The sequence below is a fragment of the Janthinobacterium algoris genome, assembly GCF_051380935.1.
Taxonomy (GTDB): Bacteria; Pseudomonadota; Gammaproteobacteria; order Burkholderiales; family Burkholderiaceae_D; genus Janthinobacterium.
Map to the genome: position 1 here is coordinate 41,240 of NZ_JBNYXZ010000015.1, position 16,979 is coordinate 58,218.

General features: G+C 63.3%; 13 protein-coding genes. 6 read left to right on the top strand and 7 right to left on the bottom strand.

Features of this window, described 5'->3' with window-relative positions:
* Positions 1 to 61 precede the first annotated feature (61 nt).
* The 4 genes from ACQ4W7_RS20895 to ACQ4W7_RS20910 all read right to left on the bottom strand — a co-directional run bounded on the left by ACQ4W7_RS20895 (position 62) and on the right by ACQ4W7_RS20910 (position 6,277).
* On the bottom strand, positions 62 to 1,672 hold the full coding sequence (locus ACQ4W7_RS20895; RefSeq protein WP_426074888.1) for a bifunctional aspartate transaminase/aspartate 4-decarboxylase: 1,611 nt from the start codon (positions 1,670 to 1,672) through the stop codon (positions 62 to 64).
* An 80-nt stretch (positions 1,673 to 1,752) separates the two neighbouring features.
* A complete protein-coding gene (gene aspT / locus ACQ4W7_RS20900) occupies positions 1,753 to 3,441 on the bottom strand; it encodes an aspartate-alanine antiporter (RefSeq protein WP_426074887.1) in 1,689 nt (562 codons plus the stop codon).
* 44 nt (positions 3,442 to 3,485) lie between these two features.
* Positions 3,486 to 5,264 (bottom strand): aspartate-alanine antiporter, encoded by a 1,779-nt coding sequence (gene aspT / locus ACQ4W7_RS20905; protein WP_436532964.1) that lies wholly within the window; start codon positions 5,262 to 5,264, stop codon positions 3,486 to 3,488.
* Between the two features lie 152 nt (positions 5,265 to 5,416).
* On the bottom strand, positions 5,417 to 6,277 hold the full coding sequence (locus tag ACQ4W7_RS20910; protein ID WP_426074885.1) for a hypothetical protein: 861 nt from the start codon (positions 6,275 to 6,277) through the stop codon (positions 5,417 to 5,419).
* 248 nt (positions 6,278 to 6,525) lie between these two features.
* On the opposite strand from ACQ4W7_RS20910, the gene ACQ4W7_RS20915 reads away from it, so the two are divergent.
* Positions 6,526 to 6,789 (top strand): heavy-metal-associated domain-containing protein, encoded by a 264-nt coding sequence (locus ACQ4W7_RS20915; protein ID WP_426074884.1) that lies wholly within the window; start codon positions 6,526 to 6,528, stop codon positions 6,787 to 6,789.
* A gap of 38 nt (positions 6,790 to 6,827) precedes the next feature.
* Here ACQ4W7_RS20915 and ubiT read toward each other — a convergent pair whose 3' ends face one another.
* The 3 genes from ubiT to ubiU form a co-directional block, all read right to left on the bottom strand.
* Positions 6,828 to 7,355 carry a ubiquinone anaerobic biosynthesis accessory factor UbiT gene (gene ubiT, locus ACQ4W7_RS20920; protein ID WP_426074882.1) on the bottom strand — a complete coding sequence of 176 codons (528 nt, stop codon included), beginning with the start codon at positions 7,353 to 7,355 and terminating at the stop codon, positions 6,828 to 6,830.
* A gap of 20 nt (positions 7,356 to 7,375) precedes the next feature.
* A complete protein-coding gene (gene ubiV / locus ACQ4W7_RS20925) occupies positions 7,376 to 8,272 on the bottom strand; it encodes a ubiquinone anaerobic biosynthesis protein UbiV (RefSeq protein WP_426074881.1) in 897 nt (298 codons plus the stop codon).
* Positions 8,273 to 8,397: 125 nt separating this feature from the next.
* Entirely contained in the window at positions 8,398 to 9,435 is a 1,038-nt protein-coding gene (gene ubiU / locus ACQ4W7_RS20930) for a ubiquinone anaerobic biosynthesis protein UbiU (RefSeq protein WP_426074880.1), read from the bottom strand.
* Between the two features lie 160 nt (positions 9,436 to 9,595).
* On the opposite strand from ubiU, the gene ACQ4W7_RS20935 reads away from it, so the two are divergent.
* The 5 genes from ACQ4W7_RS20935 (at position 9,596) to ACQ4W7_RS20955 (ending at position 16,977) form a co-directional block, all read left to right on the top strand.
* Complete coding sequence (locus tag ACQ4W7_RS20935; protein ID WP_436532967.1) at positions 9,596 to 10,012, top strand: hypothetical protein; 417 nt, start codon at positions 9,596 to 9,598, stop codon at positions 10,010 to 10,012.
* 118 nt (positions 10,013 to 10,130) lie between these two features.
* On the top strand, positions 10,131 to 11,879 hold the full coding sequence (locus ACQ4W7_RS20940; RefSeq protein WP_436532969.1) for a ribonucleoside triphosphate reductase: 1,749 nt from the start codon (positions 10,131 to 10,133) through the stop codon (positions 11,877 to 11,879).
* Positions 11,876 to 12,076, top strand: a complete 201-nt coding sequence (nrdD, locus tag ACQ4W7_RS20945) for an anaerobic ribonucleoside-triphosphate reductase (protein WP_426074877.1) — start codon at positions 11,876 to 11,878, stop codon at positions 12,074 to 12,076. Before ACQ4W7_RS20940 ends, nrdD begins: the two co-directional genes overlap by 4 nt.
* Complete coding sequence (locus tag ACQ4W7_RS20950; protein ID WP_436532972.1) at positions 12,066 to 12,773, top strand: anaerobic ribonucleoside-triphosphate reductase activating protein; 708 nt, start codon at positions 12,066 to 12,068, stop codon at positions 12,771 to 12,773. Before nrdD ends, ACQ4W7_RS20950 begins: the two co-directional genes overlap by 11 nt.
* A 148-nt stretch (positions 12,774 to 12,921) precedes the next feature.
* Positions 12,922 to 16,977 (top strand): Pls/PosA family non-ribosomal peptide synthetase, encoded by a 4,056-nt coding sequence (locus ACQ4W7_RS20955; RefSeq protein WP_436532974.1) that lies wholly within the window; start codon positions 12,922 to 12,924, stop codon positions 16,975 to 16,977.
* Positions 16,978 to 16,979 lie beyond the last annotated feature (2 nt).

The window sequence follows — 16,979 nt, forward strand, 5'->3', positions numbered from 1 at the left end:
CACATAAAAACGGGCGCCACTTGCGCAGCGCCCGTTTTACGCAGAGTAAGCGGCTAGCGATTTACTTCTTCGCCTTCTTGCCGCCCTTCTCCTTTTCCTTTTCAAACACGGCGAAGAACTCGGACGCCATGCTGCGGATGGCGCGACCGATGTTGGCGTAATCGTATTCGTTCAGGTTGGCCAGCGAGACGCGGCCGGAAGGATGCGTGGTGCCGAAACCGCGGCCAGGCAACAGGATGACGCCCGTTTCCTCTGCCAGGCGGAACAGCGCTTCGTTCGGTTTCAGCTTTTTCAGCAGCCATTGCGAAAACTCCACGCCATGCATCTGCGCGGCCAAGGACTCCATGTCCAGCAAGTGGTAGTAGCGCACGGAATTGGCGTCGTGCACCATCGGCAAGCCCAGTTCGCGGTACAGCGCTTCCTTGCGGCGCAGCACGATGCGTTTCATCGACTGCTTGTACTTTTGCTCTTCATCCATCAGCGAGAACAGGGAGAACAAGGTCATCTGCGCCTGCACGGGCGTGGACAGGCCGGCCGTGTGGTTCAGCGCCACCGTGCGGCTGTCAGCCACCAGGCGGTCAATGAATTTCAGCTGGCGCGGCTCGGTCGTGATGGAATGGTAGCGCGCGTCCAGCTGCTTCTTGATGGTTTCCGGCAACTTGGCAATCTTGTCGTCAAGCACATTGTTTTCATGCGTGGCGACCACGCCCATGCGCCAGCCCGTCGCGCCGAAGTATTTCGAAAACGAGTACACGAGGATGGTGTTGAACGGGCAAATGGCGAACAGCGAGACGAAATTGTCGGCAAACGTGCCATACACGTCATCGGTGAGGATGATCAGGTCGGGGCGCTTCTTGATGATCTTGGCGATGTATTCCAGGGTTTCATCGTCGATCTTGACGGATGGCGGATTGCTGGGGTTGACAAGGAAGAAAGCTTTCACTTTCGGATCGAGCAGCTTGTCCAGCTCTTTCTTGGTGAATTGCCAATTGTTCGATTGCGGCGCATCGATATGCACGGTGTTCAGCTTGTAATCATTGAGCTGGGGAATTTCGATGTACGGCGTGAAGATCGGCATGCCCAGGGCAATCGTGTCGCCTTCCTGGATGATGTGGTTCGACTTCAGGCTGGCGAACAGATACGTCATGGCCGCCGTGCCTCCTTCGACGGCGTACATGTCGAAGTTGCCGACGAAGGGATGGTCGCCGATCATTTCGCGGTGAATATACTGGCCGACGATTTTCTCGGACAGGCGCAGCATGCGGTCCGGCACGGGATAGTTGCAGCCGAGGATGGCTTCACACATCTCATAGATGAAGTCGCCCGCGCTCAGGCCCAGCTGGTCGCGCACATACGACACGGCCGCCTCGATGAAATGCACGCCTGGGTTGCCCTCGTGTTTGCGCACGAAAATTTCAAAGCGCGCCTCGATGCCGTCGCGCGTGGGGAAACCGCCCACGTCTTCCATGTACACATACGAACGCTCCGCTTCCGTCATGGCGAACTGGCCGAACTGGAAGAAGCCATGGCGTGGCGTGGTCGCCAGGAAATTCGGGTTGCCGCGGCCCGCATTGAGCATCAGGCGGTTGCTTTGCTTGGCCGTCTGGATCAGCGCATCCTTCAATTCGAATGGGCTCAACAGGGCGAGTTTGGCGGGGTTACTGAAATCCATTTTTGCTACTCCTTATAGAATCACAATGTTCAGGGTCTTGCAAAGGGTCTTGCAAAGAGCTCTTGCAAATGCATGCAGACTCAGACGAAGGCCACAATCAGCGGCCCCAGCAAGGTCAGGAAAACGTTGGCCAAGGCATACGTGATGGCAAACGGCACGGTGGGAATCGAGTTTTGCGCCGCATTCAGCACTTCGCCGAAGGCGGGATTGGCGCTGCGCGAGCCGGACAAGGCACCGGCGAAAACGGCCACGTTGTCATAACGCAAAATGTAGCGGCCGATCAGCATGGTCAAGATCATCGGCAAGATGGTGACCACCACGCCCACGCCAAACAGGGTCAGGCCATGTTCGCGCACGGTTTGCACGGCTTGCAGGCCGGACGTGAGGCCGACGACGGCGACGAAACCGGCCAGGCCCAGGTCTTTCAGGATTTGCACGGCGCCGCTGGGCATGTAGCCGAAGGTTTGGCGCTTGGCGCGGAACCAACCGAATACCAGGCCCGACAGCAGCACGCCGCCGCCGCTGCCCAGGGTCAGAGGAATCGAGCCGATGCGCGCCACCAGCAAGCCCACCAGCAAGCCGACGACGAGGCCGGCGCCCATGTAGACGAAGTCCGTCTTGGCGCTCGGTACGATCATGTAACCCACTTCGGCCGCCACGCGCTTGACATCTTGCTCGGCGCCATAAATGGTCACCACGTCGCCCGTCTGCACCACGGTTTCTGATTGCATGGGCAATATCTTGCCCATACGGCTCAGCTGCACGACAAAGATGCCGTGGCGCACGCCCGGCGCCGTGCCGCTGCGGATTTCACCCACCGTCTTGTTATGGTAAGCCTTGTTGGTCAGCACCATGTCGCGGCGCTGCATCACCAGTTCCATGCCTTCGACGGCAAGCAATTCCTTGCCCAGCTGGGAAGAGACGCTGAGCATGGCTTCGCGCCTGCCCACCAGCAGGACGACATCGTCGGCCGCCAGCACCAGGTCCGGACTGACGTCGATGATCTGACCATTGCGCTTGACGCGCTCGATGGTGATGGCCGTGTTCGGATGGGCACTTTCGATTTCCGCCACTGAGCGCCCGGCCCCCGGGCCGACGTCGTAGATGCGGCCGATCAGGTCCGGCGCGGCCGGCGTCTGGCCCGGCCCCAGCACCTGCACGCCCGCCTGCAGCGCCGTTTCCGCCTTGATCGCATCTTCGCGGATGGTGCGTTTCATCAGTTTCGGCAAGATGTTGACGCAGACGATGATGGCGCCAAACGAGCCGAACACATACGTCACAGCATAGCCGACGGCCACGTTGCCCTGCAGGCGCGCCACCTCGTCGGCCGCCAGGCCCAGCTTGGTGATCGCGTCGCCGGCCGTGCCGATGATGGCCGACTGCGTCAAGCCGCCCGCCGCCACACCCGCCGCCAGGCCCTTGTCCAGGCCGAAGACCTTGGCCATGATAACCACCGTCAGCAACGCCGTCACGGCCAGCACCACGGCCAGGATGATTTCGCGCACCGACTGGCGGCCCAGGGAATTGAAAAACTGCGGTCCGCTTTCATAGCCAACCGCGTAAATGAACAGGGCGAACAGCACTGACTTGACGCCGGGATCGATGGCGACGCCTACCTGGCTGACGAGTACCGCCACCAGGAGTGAACCGGCGACCCCGCCCAGCTGAAACGAGCCGAACTTGATCTTGCCGATGTAGTAGCCCACTGCCAGGGAGAGAAACAAGGCAATTTCAGGCGACTTCTTGAATAACTCATGCAACCATTCCATACAGACCGCCTTTCGTGTTGAAGGAATTCTTTACTACCTGTGCCTCATGCGTGGACGGAGCCGGCCAGGGCCACGATGAGCGGTCCCAGCAAAGGCAGCACCACGTTCGAGATGGCATACGTAATCGTGTACCCCAACAGGGGTGTCGAGTTGCCGGCCGCGTTCTGCACGGCCGACAGGGCCGGCGTGCTGCACTGCTGGCCGGCGATGGCACCCAGCAACACGGGCGCTTCCAGCTTGAGGAAAAAGTGACCTACCAGCAAGGAAAGCGAGGCGGGAATGACGGCGATCAAGACCCCCATCAGCGGCAGCGACAGCCCGTACTGGCGGATCAGATCGATCGCCTGCGGTCCGGAGGCCAGGCCCACGCAGGCGATGAAGGTGGCCAGGCCGATATCTTTCATCATGTCGAGCGCGCTGGGATGAATACCCGGCATGCCCGGCTTTCTCGCCTGGTACCAGCCGAACACCAGGCCCGTCAGCAAGGCGCCTCCGCCCGTGCCCAGCGAAAAGGGAATGCCGCCCAGCTTGGCGGTAAAGCCGCCGATATACACACCGAGCACGATGCCGATGCTGGCGTAGACGATGTTGCTGCGCGCACCCGAGGGCACGCGCTTGCCGATGGCGGCCAGCGCCGTGTTCAGATCGCGCCCTTCCGTCGTGCCATACAGGCGCAGCACGTCGTCGCGCTGCAAGGCCAGATCCGGCAGGGGCGGCATGCTGTGCTCGCCACGGACGACGGCCGCCACATGCACGCCGGAAGGCAAGGCCAACTGGCGCAGGGGCTGGCCAACGAGGCCCGCCTGCTGCAGCACCACTTCGACGGCCGAAACGGCCATGTTCAAGCCTGTCGTGTCAGCAAATTCCTCGCCCAGGATAGCTTCAGCCGCCACCAACGCGGGCCGGTGGCCGATCACCAGCACTTCGTCGTTGTTGCGCAGGCGCAGTGCGGGTTCCATAGGCAATACCTTGCCATGCCGGCGCACGCGCGTGATACTGGCGCGGCCCGCAAAAATATGCTGCAAGGCATCGAGACGACGTCCCGCGCCACGGCTGATACGGTAAGCGCGGCCCACCATTTCCGGCGTCGCCTGCACCCCGTCGCCATCGGTCTGCGCGCCGCCCATCTTTTCCCACAATTTATCGGCTTCCTCGCGCAGGTTGACACGCAACAACAGCGGAAAAATCTGGCTGGTGACGATGACAATGGCGATCAGGCCGAAGATGTAGGTGATGGAATACGCGGTGACCACGTTGGCCTGCAGCTCGGCGATGCGGGCGGCCGGCAAGGCCAGCTTGGAAATGGCGTCCGTGGCCGTGCCGACGACGGCAGATTCCGTCGCCGCGCCCGCCATCATGCCGGCCGCCGTGCCCTGGTCAAGACCGAGGAAACGCGTGGCCAGCAGCACCAGTGCCAGCACCACCACCACTTCGATCAGGCACAACAGGCCCAGGCGCAAGCCCTTGGCGTTGAGGTTGGCAAAAAATTGGGGACCGCCCGCATAGCCGAGGGCAAAAATGAACAGCATGAAGAAGACATTCTTGACGCTCGCGTCCAGGGTGATGCCCAGCTGGCCGATCAGCAGCGCGGCGATCAGGGTGCCGCACACGCCACCGAGCTGGATGGGGCCGAAGCGTATCTGCCCTATCGCATAGCCGAGCGCCAGCGCCAGGAACAGGGCCAATTCTGGCACTTGGTGCAATACTGACGTGATCGAATCGAGCATGGACGAACCTTCGAAAAGATAACGGATGGTTACAAGGATGGCTGGCCGCAGCTGGCTGTTGAACGCGCGCACAGTGTCCTGCACGACAGCTGCCATGGCGCCTTGTGCGGGTAAAATCTTGCAAAGTAGAATTATGTTCGGCGAAAACTTTATAAGTGTCAACAGGTGTTCTGTTGAACTCGCCTTGCGTTTCATCAAACATCCTGCGCACGATTGAAGAGGTGGTTTGACACCGATCAATAAAACCACTAGTAATGATGTGGACGATACCAAAGTGCCTTGCGCGCCAGCGGCGTCTCCTCCGGCAAGTCAGGATTGGCCAGCTCCAGCACGTACCGATGGGACAGCTTCAGGCCATCTGCGAGACGGCCAAAATAGTGCTGAAACAGCTGCGCGAAACTGCCATCGGCGAGCATGCTTTCCAGTCCGATTTCAATGTGGCGTGCCAGTTCCGGCCGGTGCCTGCCGACAAAAAAATACAGCGCGGCCGGGTAGCGGATGACCAGGTGGGCATCGAGCGCCAGCGGCAATTGCGCATGGCTGGCCAGTTCGCTTTGCGCCTCGATCACGGAACGGGGAAAGTAATCGATGCGCCCTGCCGCCAGTTGTTGGAACAGGCCTTCGTAGGTGCTCGAGGTATCGAGGCGCAAGCCATTCGCTTGCAGGATGGCGGAGTCGGGCCAGTCGCGCATCTGGCCGGCAGACAGCCGCGCCAGGGCGGCTATGCTGCGTACGGCGCGCAGCAACTGCGGCTGGCGCGCCTGGATCAGGGCCACGCGCCAACCGATCAGCCCACGGTCGATGGGGATGCGCACCGGCAGCAATTGCGTTTCGCGCACACGGCTCGTCATGGCCCACACGACATCGACGCTGCCCGACGCCGTGGCGATTTCCTGCATGGCGCGCGTCTGCACCATGCGCAGTGCGGAACGGCGCAAGGCATACGCCCGGCCCGAACGCGCCAGCGCCAGTTGTAGCAAAGCCGTCACGTAGCCTTGCTGCGGATCATTGAGTGCCTGGTGGCGCGGATACACGAGCGGCAACGGCGTGCCGGCGGCCGCGCCGAATGGCCACAGGCCGGCAAGCATAAGCAGAGGGCGGCGTTGCATGGCCCCTCCTTTCCAGCGCTTTCATCAGCGTTCTTATCAGAATGACAGTATCGCGCAGCATGCCACACTTGTCGACTGGAATAAGGAAACTGTGTATAAAACAACAGCAGTTCCAGGCTATCTTGGAGAGAGGGAATTAATCCAGATCAATAAAACCGCAAATAGAAAATAAATCTTGCGTGCTGCTCTGGACGGCATGCGCGCCCCTCGCCTACGCTGTTTTTTTATTTGAAAAACAAGAGGAACCCATGCAAACAGCGCGCTTGAATATTATCGGTATGGATCACGAAGGCTGCGCCGACAGGTTGACGGGCGCGCTCGAAGCCGTCTCGGGCGTGGCCACCGTATGCGTCTCGCTGGCGCGCCACGGCGCCACGGTGCAATTTGACGAACGGCTGGCTACGCAAGAGCGCCTGCTGGCGGCCGTTAACGACGCCGGTTTCATGGGCGAGTCCTCCGATGAAGAACAACTGCCGTCCTGCAGCGGCGCCTGCGGCCACTGCCGCCACTGAACGCTTGCTCCAGCCCTTCTCCGCTCCCCCTGCTCCGCTCAGCCTTCCCGCGCGCCCCGGTCGCGCAGATGCGCCAGCACGCGGCGCGGTCCCAGCGCCTGTAAATCGAACGGCGGCAGTTCGATGGCGTCGAGCGTATTCTTGAACAGCAGCCCCAGCTCCGTATCGCCTTCCAGACTCAAACGACGGCTGAAGAACAGCGTGTCAGGATCTTCCTGGCGCCGCGCCAGCAGCATCAAGTCATGCACGCTGGCGGCGATGCACAGGTCCGGCACGTCCACATAGCGCTCGGCCACGAACACCGTGCCCTGCCACTCGAAATCGAAGGCGATGCCCGCATCGAGCAAGCGCAGGCGCAGGCTGCGCCCCTCCAGGCTGCGCCGCACATCGTCGGGCAATTGCGGCGCCAGCAGGCGGTTCAAGCCTTGCACGAACAGCCAGGAGGCGGGATACGGCGGCAGCTTGGACAGCAATTCGGCCAGCGGTTCGGGCAATCGGTACGACATGGCGGCCTTGCTCATGGCGGGCTTGGCCGGGACGGGCAATCTGTCCAGTTGATCTTGCATAGTGCTTCCTTTCGATGGGTTCAATGAGCGGCGTGCTGTTCCATGCCGGGCTGGCCGTGCCAGTAGCCGTCACAGGCACCGGCCGGCTGGCAAGCCGCCAGCTGGGCCTGAGCGCCAACGCCGCTAACCTGGCCGCGGCGGGCGCGGTCGAAGATGGCGATGACTTGCTCCGTATGCATGGCCTGCGGACTGATGCGCGCCGCCGCCACGCCCATGTCGCGCATGGCGTCGAGTTCGCGCACCAGGTTGTAGACCAGGGCCGACTGCGTCTGCGTGCCATTCAGTACCAGGAACGGCACTTCGTCGCGCGTGCGCAGCAGCAGGCCGTCCGGTTCTTCCAGGCAACTGTAGCCGCAGTCGTCCTTCGGCAGGTTGCGGTTGCGCGCCGTGAAGCAGCGCGCGGAAAACGCCAGTGGCATGCGGCCATAGGCGAACACTTCCGTCTCCAGCCCTTCCGGTTTCTGGCGCTGCATCTCGGCCAGCGCCGCCTGTCCCATTTCCAGCGGCATCACCCAGCGCCGCGCACCCAGGCGCACCAGCAGTTGCAGGCTGGGGCCATTGAACAGGTTCAAATGGGGGCCGGCGACAAAGGGCGCGCCCTTTTCCATGCAGTGCACGGCGCCCATGTCATTGGCCTCGACCGTATAGCGGCCATTGCCCGTGATGCGGCGCAGGGTCGCCAGTTCGGCGCCCGCCTCGATCAGCGCCTGCGTCGACAGCACCACTTCCTTGCCGGCAGCGGCCAGCATGTCGGCGATATCGAGCCAGTCGGCCAGGCGCAGTTCATGCCGGCGCGAGCAGACGGTTTCGCCCAGATACACGATATCGACGGCGGTGCCGGCGATCTGCTGGTAAAACTCGAAGACGGTGGCGCGCGGCCAGTAGTACAGCAAAGGACCCAACGATAGTTTTAGCATGCCTTTTCCAGTATGTTTAAGTGACAAAACCGTAGCGAGCGGCTCGCGGCGAGGCCGAGAAGCGCAGCCGTGCTCAAGCACGGTGAGCATCGCAGGCCGCGCCCCGGGACGCGCAGTAGGTTTTGCTATTTCCAGGAGCGATGGTAGGCGCCGAGTGTGTGCTGCTGGCCCTCGGCCAGCTTGTCCATGGCCGCCATCCAGCCCGGCTTGACGGCGTAGCGCGGTTTGCCTTCGCGGCAGGCATCGATCGCTTCGCGCCACACGCGCGTGACCTGCGCCACGTAGGCGGGACTGCGCTGGCGGCCTTCGATTTTCACGGCACGCACGCCCATGGCGATCAGTTGCGGCAGCAGCGCCAAGGTATTCAGGCTGGCCGGCTCCTCGATAGCGTAATACTCTTCGTCATTGACTTCGAAACGCCCCTTGCACAGGGTGGGATAGCTGGCGTTTTCACCGGGCGCGTAGCGGTCGATCAGCACGCCGTTCAGGCGCGACTCCAGACCGTTCGGCGTTTCCAGCCAGCGCACGGCCTTGGCCGGCGAGCACACGCCGTGCGTATTCGGCGCCTCGCCCGTCGCATACGACGACAGCGCGCACCGCCCTTCTACCATCACGCACAGGCTGCCGAAGCCGAACACTTCAATCTCCACCTCCGTCTTGCTGATCAGTTGCTCCACCTGCGCCATCGACAGCACGCGCGGCAGCACGGCGCGGGCGATGCCGAAGTGCTCGTGATAGAAGTTGATCGCTTCATAATTCGTGGCCGAGCCCTGCACGGACAGGTGCAGGCGCAGCTGCGGCTGGTGCTGCGCCGCGTAGGCCATCAGGCCCGGATCGGCAACGATCATGGCGTCGATGCCCGCCGCGGCGGCACGGTCGATGGCGCTGCGCCACACGGCCCAGTTGTGCGGCTGCGGATAGGTATTCAGCGCCAGCAGCACCTTGCGTCCGTATTGGTGGGCATAGCGCACGCCCTCGGCGATAGCCTTCTCGTCAAAATTGAGGCCGGCGAAATTGCGCGCATTGGTGGCGTCTCGAAAGCCCAGGTAAACGGTATCGGCGCCATTGTCGACGGCCGCTTTCAGGGCAGGCAGGCTGCCGGCGGGGCAGACCAGTTCCAGCGGTCCGGCCACGCGGGTGGCGGTAGTTGATTCAAGCATCATGATATTCACAGTCCTGTATCGGCTCAGGCTGCAGACTATAGCCCCGCCCATATGCCCAGTCGTTGACGCAGGTGAAGGAATGCATGCATGGCTGGCGCACCTTCAACTTGCTTGACCTGGCTGTAAAATGCCTGTCTTTCCTCCTGTTTAAATGCCCACCATGACCCGCAAACCGCTGCTGATTTTCCTTCTGACCCTGTTCCTCACCGCGCTGCAAGTGCAGTGGGCCGGCCCGACCGATGGCGATAACGCAGGGACCATCTCCATGCTGTCGCCGGAAGTGCTGGGCGCCTATCCGGGCGTACTGCTGCTGTTCCTGCTGGCCGTGTTCGCGCGCCGCCAATTGCCGCTGCTGCGTCAGGCCGCCATCTGCACGGGCCTGCTGGCCATCTACTGGCTGCTGGCGAACTACGCCACCTTCGATGCGCGCGTGGCCAGCTGGAGCACCTATTCGCCGCTGGAAATCTGGACCCACGTACTGCCCGCCTCCGTCGCCAGCATCGCCGCCTGTGGCGCCGCGTTCTTTTGCGCGAGCTGGCTGATCCTGCGCGAAACGCGCTGGAATAAAACCGGCTGAGGTGTATTTTTCACCTGGATCAAGGATACGCGAATCGCTTGCACGCCCCCTTTGACGGCACTACATTTAGTAGATAACCTTCATAAAAACACCGCATGTTGTGTTTATTGGAGGTTTCATGACGACGAATGCAGTTCCCCCCACACGCGGCCAGGTCGATGTTGCCGCGTCCATCAATGAATACCTGGAACGGCGCGACTGGCGCGTCAACGCCAACGCCAACCAGGGGTATTCCCTGGGTGGCCTGATCCTCAATGTGTCGGGCAAGGTCATCGCCAATTACTGGCTGGACCAGGTGTATCCGCCGGAAGTGGGCGCGGCACACCGCGAAGCGGCGCTGCACATCCACGACCTCGACATGCTGGCCGGCTATTGCGCCGGCTGGTCGCTGCGTACCCTGCTGCATGAAGGCTTGAATGGCGTGCCGGGCAAGATCGAATCGGGCCCGCCGAAACACATGTCGAGCGCCATCGGCCAGATCGTCAATTTCCTCGGCACCCTGCAAAACGAGTGGGCCGGCGCGCAGGCGTTCAGCTCCTTCGACACCTACATGGCACCCTACATCCGCAAGGACAGCCTGCGCTACGAAGACGTGCGCCAGTACATGCAGGAGCTGATCTTCAACCTCAACGTGCCATCGCGCTGGGGCACGCAGACGCCGTTCACCAACCTCACTTTTGACTGGGTCTGCCCGGACGACCTGCGCGAGCAGATTCCCGTCATCGCCGGCCAGGAGATGGACTTCAGCTATGGCGAGCTGCAGGCGGAGATGGACATGATCAACCGCGCATATATCGAGATCATGATGGCGGGCGACGCCAAGGGCCGCGTCTTCACCTTCCCCATCCCCACCTACAATATCACCGAGGATTTCGACTGGCATAGCGAAAATGCGGAACGCCTGTTCGAGATGACGGCCCGCTACGGCCTGCCCTACTTCCAGAATTTCATCAATTCGGAACTCAAGCCGAACATGATCCGCTCCATGTGCTGCCGCTTGCAACTGGACTTGCGCGAACTGCTGAAACGAGGCAATGGCCTGTTCGGTTCCGCCGAGCAGACGGGCTCCCTGGGCGTGGTCACCATCAACTGCGCGCGCCTGGGCCACCTGTGGCGCGGCGACGAAGCGGCACTGCTGGCCGACCTGGACCGCCTGCTGGAACTGGGGAAAGTCAGTCTGGAAATCAAGCGCCGCACCATCGAAGAACTGATGCAGCAAGGCTTGTTCCCTTACACGAAACGCTACCTGGGCACCCTGCGCAATCACTTTTCCACCCTGGGGGTGAACGGCATCAACGAAATGATCCGCAATTTCAGCGGCGACGCTTACGACATCACGTCCGCCGAAGGCCATGCGCTGGCGATACGCCTGCTCGACCACGTGCGCGCCCGCATGGTGGCATTCCAGGAAGAGACGGGCCACATGTACAACCTGGAAGCGACACCGGCCGAGGGCACCACGTACCGCTTCGCCCGCGAAGACCGCAAGCGCTATCCGGCCATCCTGCAAGCCGGCACGGTCGATAACCCGTATTACACGAACTCGTCGCAGCTGCCCGTGGGCCACACGGACGACCCGTTCGAGGCACTGGAATTGCAAGATGCGCTGCAGCGCAAGTACACGGGCGGCACGGTACTGCACCTGTACATGACGGAAGCACTGTCGGACGCCAACGCCTGCCGCGAACTGGTGAAACGCGCGTTGAGCCGCTTCTCGCTGCCCTACATCACCGTCACGCCCACGTTTTCCATCTGCCCGCGCCACGGCTACCTGGCCGGAAAACACGAATTCTGCCCCACCTGCGACGCGGAACTGATCGCCCGCAAGCAAGCCCACCCTGCTCCATCACTTGAGGAAACACCATGAACGCACGTCCCGACGTTACTCCCGCCATCACCCTGCTCGACACCGAACGCCAGCGCTGCGAAATCTGGACCCGCGTGATGGGCTATCACCGCCCTGTCGCCTCGTTCAACATCGGCAAGCAGGGCGAATTCCATGAACGCCAGTATTTTACGGAAGCGAGCGCCCGGCTTGGCCAGCCCGCCTGCCATGGCGGCTGATTTGAAAGTGGGCGGCCTGACGCCCTTTTCCGCCACCGACTATCCGGGCAAGCTGGCGGCCGTGGTGTTCGTGCAGGGCTGCCCCTGGCGTTGCGGCTATTGCCACAATCCGCACTTGCAGGCGCGCACGCCGGAAGGCGCCATGCCCTGGCAGGACGTCTTGACCTGGCTGCGCCGCCGCTTGGGCCTGGTCGACGCCGTCGTCTTCAGCGGCGGCGAAGCCTGCATGGACCCGGCACTGGCGCGCGCCATGCGCGATGTCAAGGCGCTGGGTTTCGGCATCGGCCTGCATACGGCTTGCATCTATCCTCAGCGCCTGCAGGAAGTGCTGCCCCTGGTCGATTGGGTCGGCTTCGACATCAAGGCGCCGTTTGCCGACTATCGTCTTGTGACCCGCGTGGCCGGCAGCGGCGAACCCGCGCGCGCCTGCCTGGACGCTATCCTCGCCAGCGGCGTCGCTTACGAATGCCGCACCACCACCCACCCGGACTTGCTGCCGGACGAACAGTTGCTGGCCCTGGCCACCACCCTGGCCGCGAAGGGCGTCGATAACTACGTGCTGCAGCAGTTCCGCGCCGAAGGCTGCGCGGATGCGGCGCTGGTCGGCCACCCCCTGCATGGTTATCCGGCGGCGAGCACTGTGGCGCAAATCGGCGCCATGTTTCCGCGTTTTACATTCCGTAATCATGGCAGTTGAACCTGCAGCCACATAATTGCTGAAAACCCCGCGAAATTCCCCGTTCTGCAACGCTGAAATATCTTGCGTGCTGTACTGTATCAACTGTGCTGTGCACCATGCGCAGCCCGTCAGATTCCTCACACCGCACTACAGATAAGCGTCATCCATGAACGATTTCACCGCAGTCAGCCCAGGCATCCCTTCCACCCACGCCGACATCCTGTACGGCCCGCCGCGACCGGATCTGCTACGCGAGGAAGTGCTGGCCGACCTGCTGGAGGCAACGGCCCGCCGCTGCCCGCAGCAGATCGCGCTGATCGATGGCGAGCGCCGCATCACGTATGCCGAACTCGATGCGCAGGCGGGCCTGGCCGCGTCGCGCCTGGTGGCGGCCGGCGTCAAGCCCGGCGACATCGTGGGCCTGTGGCTGCCGCGCGGCGCTCCTCTATTGCTGATGCAGGCGGCGATTGCCAAGGCGGGCGCCGCCTGGCTGCCCGTCGATGAAGACACGCCCGTGGAACGCCTGCAAGTATGCCTCGATGACGCCAATGGCGCTGGCGTCGTCAGCTGCGCGCAGTTCGCGCCGCGCCTGTTTGATGCCGGCGTCAAGCGCCCCGTTTGGACGGCGGAAGGCTTGCTGGCCCCCGCCGCGCAGGGCGAACACCTGCCCGCGCGCGGTGCCGTGCTGCCCGAACACCCGGCCTATGTGATCTACACATCGGGTTCCACGGGCAAACCCAAGGGCATCCTGATCAATCAGCGCAGCATTTGCCACTTCCTGCGCAGCGAAAACGCCGTGCTGGAAGTCACGCAAGACGACACCGTCTATCAGGGCTTTTCCGTCGCCTTCGACATGTCGTTCGAGGAAATCTGGATCGCCTACCTGGTGGGCGCCACCCTGTGGCTGGGACCCAAGGATATCTCGGGCGACCCGGAAGCGTTGCCGCGCGCGCTGGCAGCCAATCACGTCACCGTACTGCACGCAGTGCCGACATTGCTGGCCCTGTTCGCCGAGGAAGTGCCCAGCCTGCGCCTGATCAACCTGGGCGGCGAGATGTGCCCGGAATCCCTGGTCGAACGCTGGTCGCGCCCGGGCCGCGCCATGTTCAACACCTATGGCCCCACGGAAGCGACCGTGTCGTGCAGCCTGGCGCGCCTGCGGCCCGGTGAACCCGTCACCATCGGCACGCCGCTGCCCAACTATGGCTTGCTGGTGTTGCAGGTGGCCGAGCCAAGTGAAAACCGTCCCCTGGCCCTGTTGGCGCGCGGCGAAACGGGTGAGCTATGCATCATCGGCCCCGGCCTGGCCGAGGGTTACCTGGGCCGGCCCGACCTGACGGTGGAAAAATTCCTGCCCAACCCGTGGGCGACAAGCGAAGATGATGCGCGCCTGTACCGCACGGGCGACCTGGCGCGCATCGACGCCGACGGCCAGGTACTGTGCCTGGGCCGCGCCGACGACCAGGTGAAAATTCGCGGCTTCCGCGTGGAACTGGGCGAAATCGAAGCCGTGCTGGCGCAGCAGGCGGGCGTGGGCACGGTGGCCGTATTGTTGCGCAAGGATGACGGCATCGACCAGCTGGTGGCGTATATTGTCGGTAGCGACGAGGCGAGCGACGACGCCCTGGCCGCGAAAACCTTGCGCGCAGCCTTGAACCTGCACTTGCCGCCGTATATGGTGCCTGGCCGCTTCGAGCTGCTGCCGCTGATGCCGCGCCTGACCTCGGGAAAAATCGACAGGAAGGCCTTGAAAGCCATGCCATTGTCCGCGCCACCGGCCGGCGAGGTGGGCGAATCGGACGTGCCGGAAACGCCGGCCGAAGCGGCCCTGTTCGCGGCGCTGGCGACCCTGTTCCCCGGCCAGGCGATTTTGCGCCAGCTCGATTTTTTCAGCGACCTCGGTGGCCACTCCTTCCTGGCCGCGCGCCTGGCGTCCACCCTGCGCGCCGATCCGGCCTACGCCCATATGACGGTGCGCGACATTTATCACAATCGCCAGATCGGCAAGATCGCCGCCGTGCTGAACGAAGTGCCCGCGCTGGCCACGCCGGAGGCGGAGTGGACGCCGCCATCGGCCCTGAAGCGCTGGATCTGCGGCGCCGCCCAGGCGGCTGCCGTGCCGGGCCTCGTCACCCTGCGCATGGCGCAGTGGATGGCGCCCTTCTTCACCTATCATTTCTTCACGGGCGACACGGGCGACACCGTGCCGCGCGCCATCGCCGCCTCCATCGGCGTGTTCCTGCTGGCGACTTTGGCCGAATTTGCCATTGCGATTGCCGGCAAGTGGCTGATTGCCGGGCGTTTGAAGCCGGGCAGCTATCCGCTGTGGGGTGTCACCTATTACCGCTGGTGGCTGGCCGACCGCCTGGTCGAATCGGCGCCCGCCTACCTGCTCAGTGGCTCGTCCCTGAATAGCTGGTGGCTGCGCGCGCTGGGCGCGAAAGTGGGTAAGGAAGTGGTCATCGGCTCGATGACCCTGCGCGCGCCCGACCTGCTGTCCATCGGCGACAACGTCAGCGTGGGCAATGCCGTCAACTTTGAAAACGCCCGCGTGGAACGCGGCCGCTTGCTGCTGGGCCAGATCAGCATCGGCGACGATGCCTGCATCAGCTCTTACGCTATCCTGGAAGGCAATACCAAGGTGGACGCCTTCGGCCACCTGGAAGGCCAGTCGGCGCTGGCCGACGGCGTGGCCGTGCCGGCGGGCCGGGTCTGGACCGGCTCGCCCGCGCGCGACATCGGCCCCTACGATCCCGCCCGCCAGCCACCGCGCCCCGCCGTCTCGCGCTTGCGCCTGACGGGCGAAACCCTGTTCTTCTGCTTCGGCATGGTCTTGATCGCCGTGCTGTTCTTCATGCCCGTCTTCCCCAGCTTCGTGCTGATCGACTGGTTCGACGAGCGCGAAATGATGCCGTGGCTGCAGGGCCGCGACGTGACGACCCAACTGGCCCGCTACTTCCTGCTGGCCTTCCCCGCCAGCGCCGTGCTGATCGTGCTGACCGCCCTGCTGTCGGCCGCCATCCGCTGGGGCGCACTGCCCCGTTTGAAGCCGGGCAGCTCGCCCGTGCACAGCAATATCTATTGCGCCAAGTGGCTGGTCAGCCATATCCAGGAATCGAGCCTGAACGTCCTGCATGGCATTTACGCTACCGTGTACGCGCCCTACTGGTACCGCCTGCTGGGCGCCAAGGTGGGCAAGGGCGCCGAGATTTCCACGGCGCTGGGCGTAGTGCCCGACATGCTGACCCTGGGCGACGACACCTTCATCGCCGATGCAGTCATGCTGGGCGACGAGCAGATCGACGGCGGCTGGATGACCATGCGCCCTACCGTCATCTCGCACCGCAGCTTTGTCGGCAACGGCAGCTATATCCCGGATGGCACCGTGCTGCCCGAGCATGTGCTGATCGGCGTGCACACGCATGCGCCGCGCAATGAACAGATGCACAGCGGCGATACCTGGCTGGGCTCTCCGCCCATGCATCTGCCCGCGCGCGAGCAGGTCAGCGGCTTTGCCGAGCACCTGACCTTCAAGCCGTCCTTGCTGCGCCGCCTGGGCCGCAGCCTGATCGAAGCGTTCCGCATCGTCGCGCCGCACGCGGTGGTGATCGCCGTCGGCTACACCCTGGTGCTGGACGTGATGCCGATTGCGGGGGCGGGGCGCTGGGGCGAAGTGGTGAGCGACCTGGCCATCGCCGGCCTGGCTTACGGCATCGGCAATTTCCTCGTCGTCGTGCTGTTCAAGTGGCTGCTGCTGGGACGCTACCGCAAGCACGCGGCGCCCATGTGGACGCCGTTCGTGTGGATTTCGGAAGGCGTGACCAACCTGTACGAAGGCATCGCCGTGCCCAACTTCATGCGCTACCTGCGCGGCACGCCGTGGCTGCCGCTGGCCTTCCGCCTCTTCGGCTGCAAGATCGGCCGCGGCGTCTACATGGACACGACCGACATCACGGAATTCGACTGCGTGCACATCGGCGACTATAGCGAACTGAATGCCCTGACCTGCCCGCAGACGCATTTGTTCGAAGACCGCGTGATGAAGATCGACCACGTGGAGATCGGCCAGCGCGTCTACATGGGCCCGCGCAGCTCCGTGCTGTACAGCGCCAAGGTGGGCGACAATGCGCGCCTGGGACCGTTGACCCTGGTGATGAAGGGCGAACACATCCCCGCCGGCAGCAACTGGGCCGGCTGCCCGGCGGCGCCGCTGCGCAACTGATC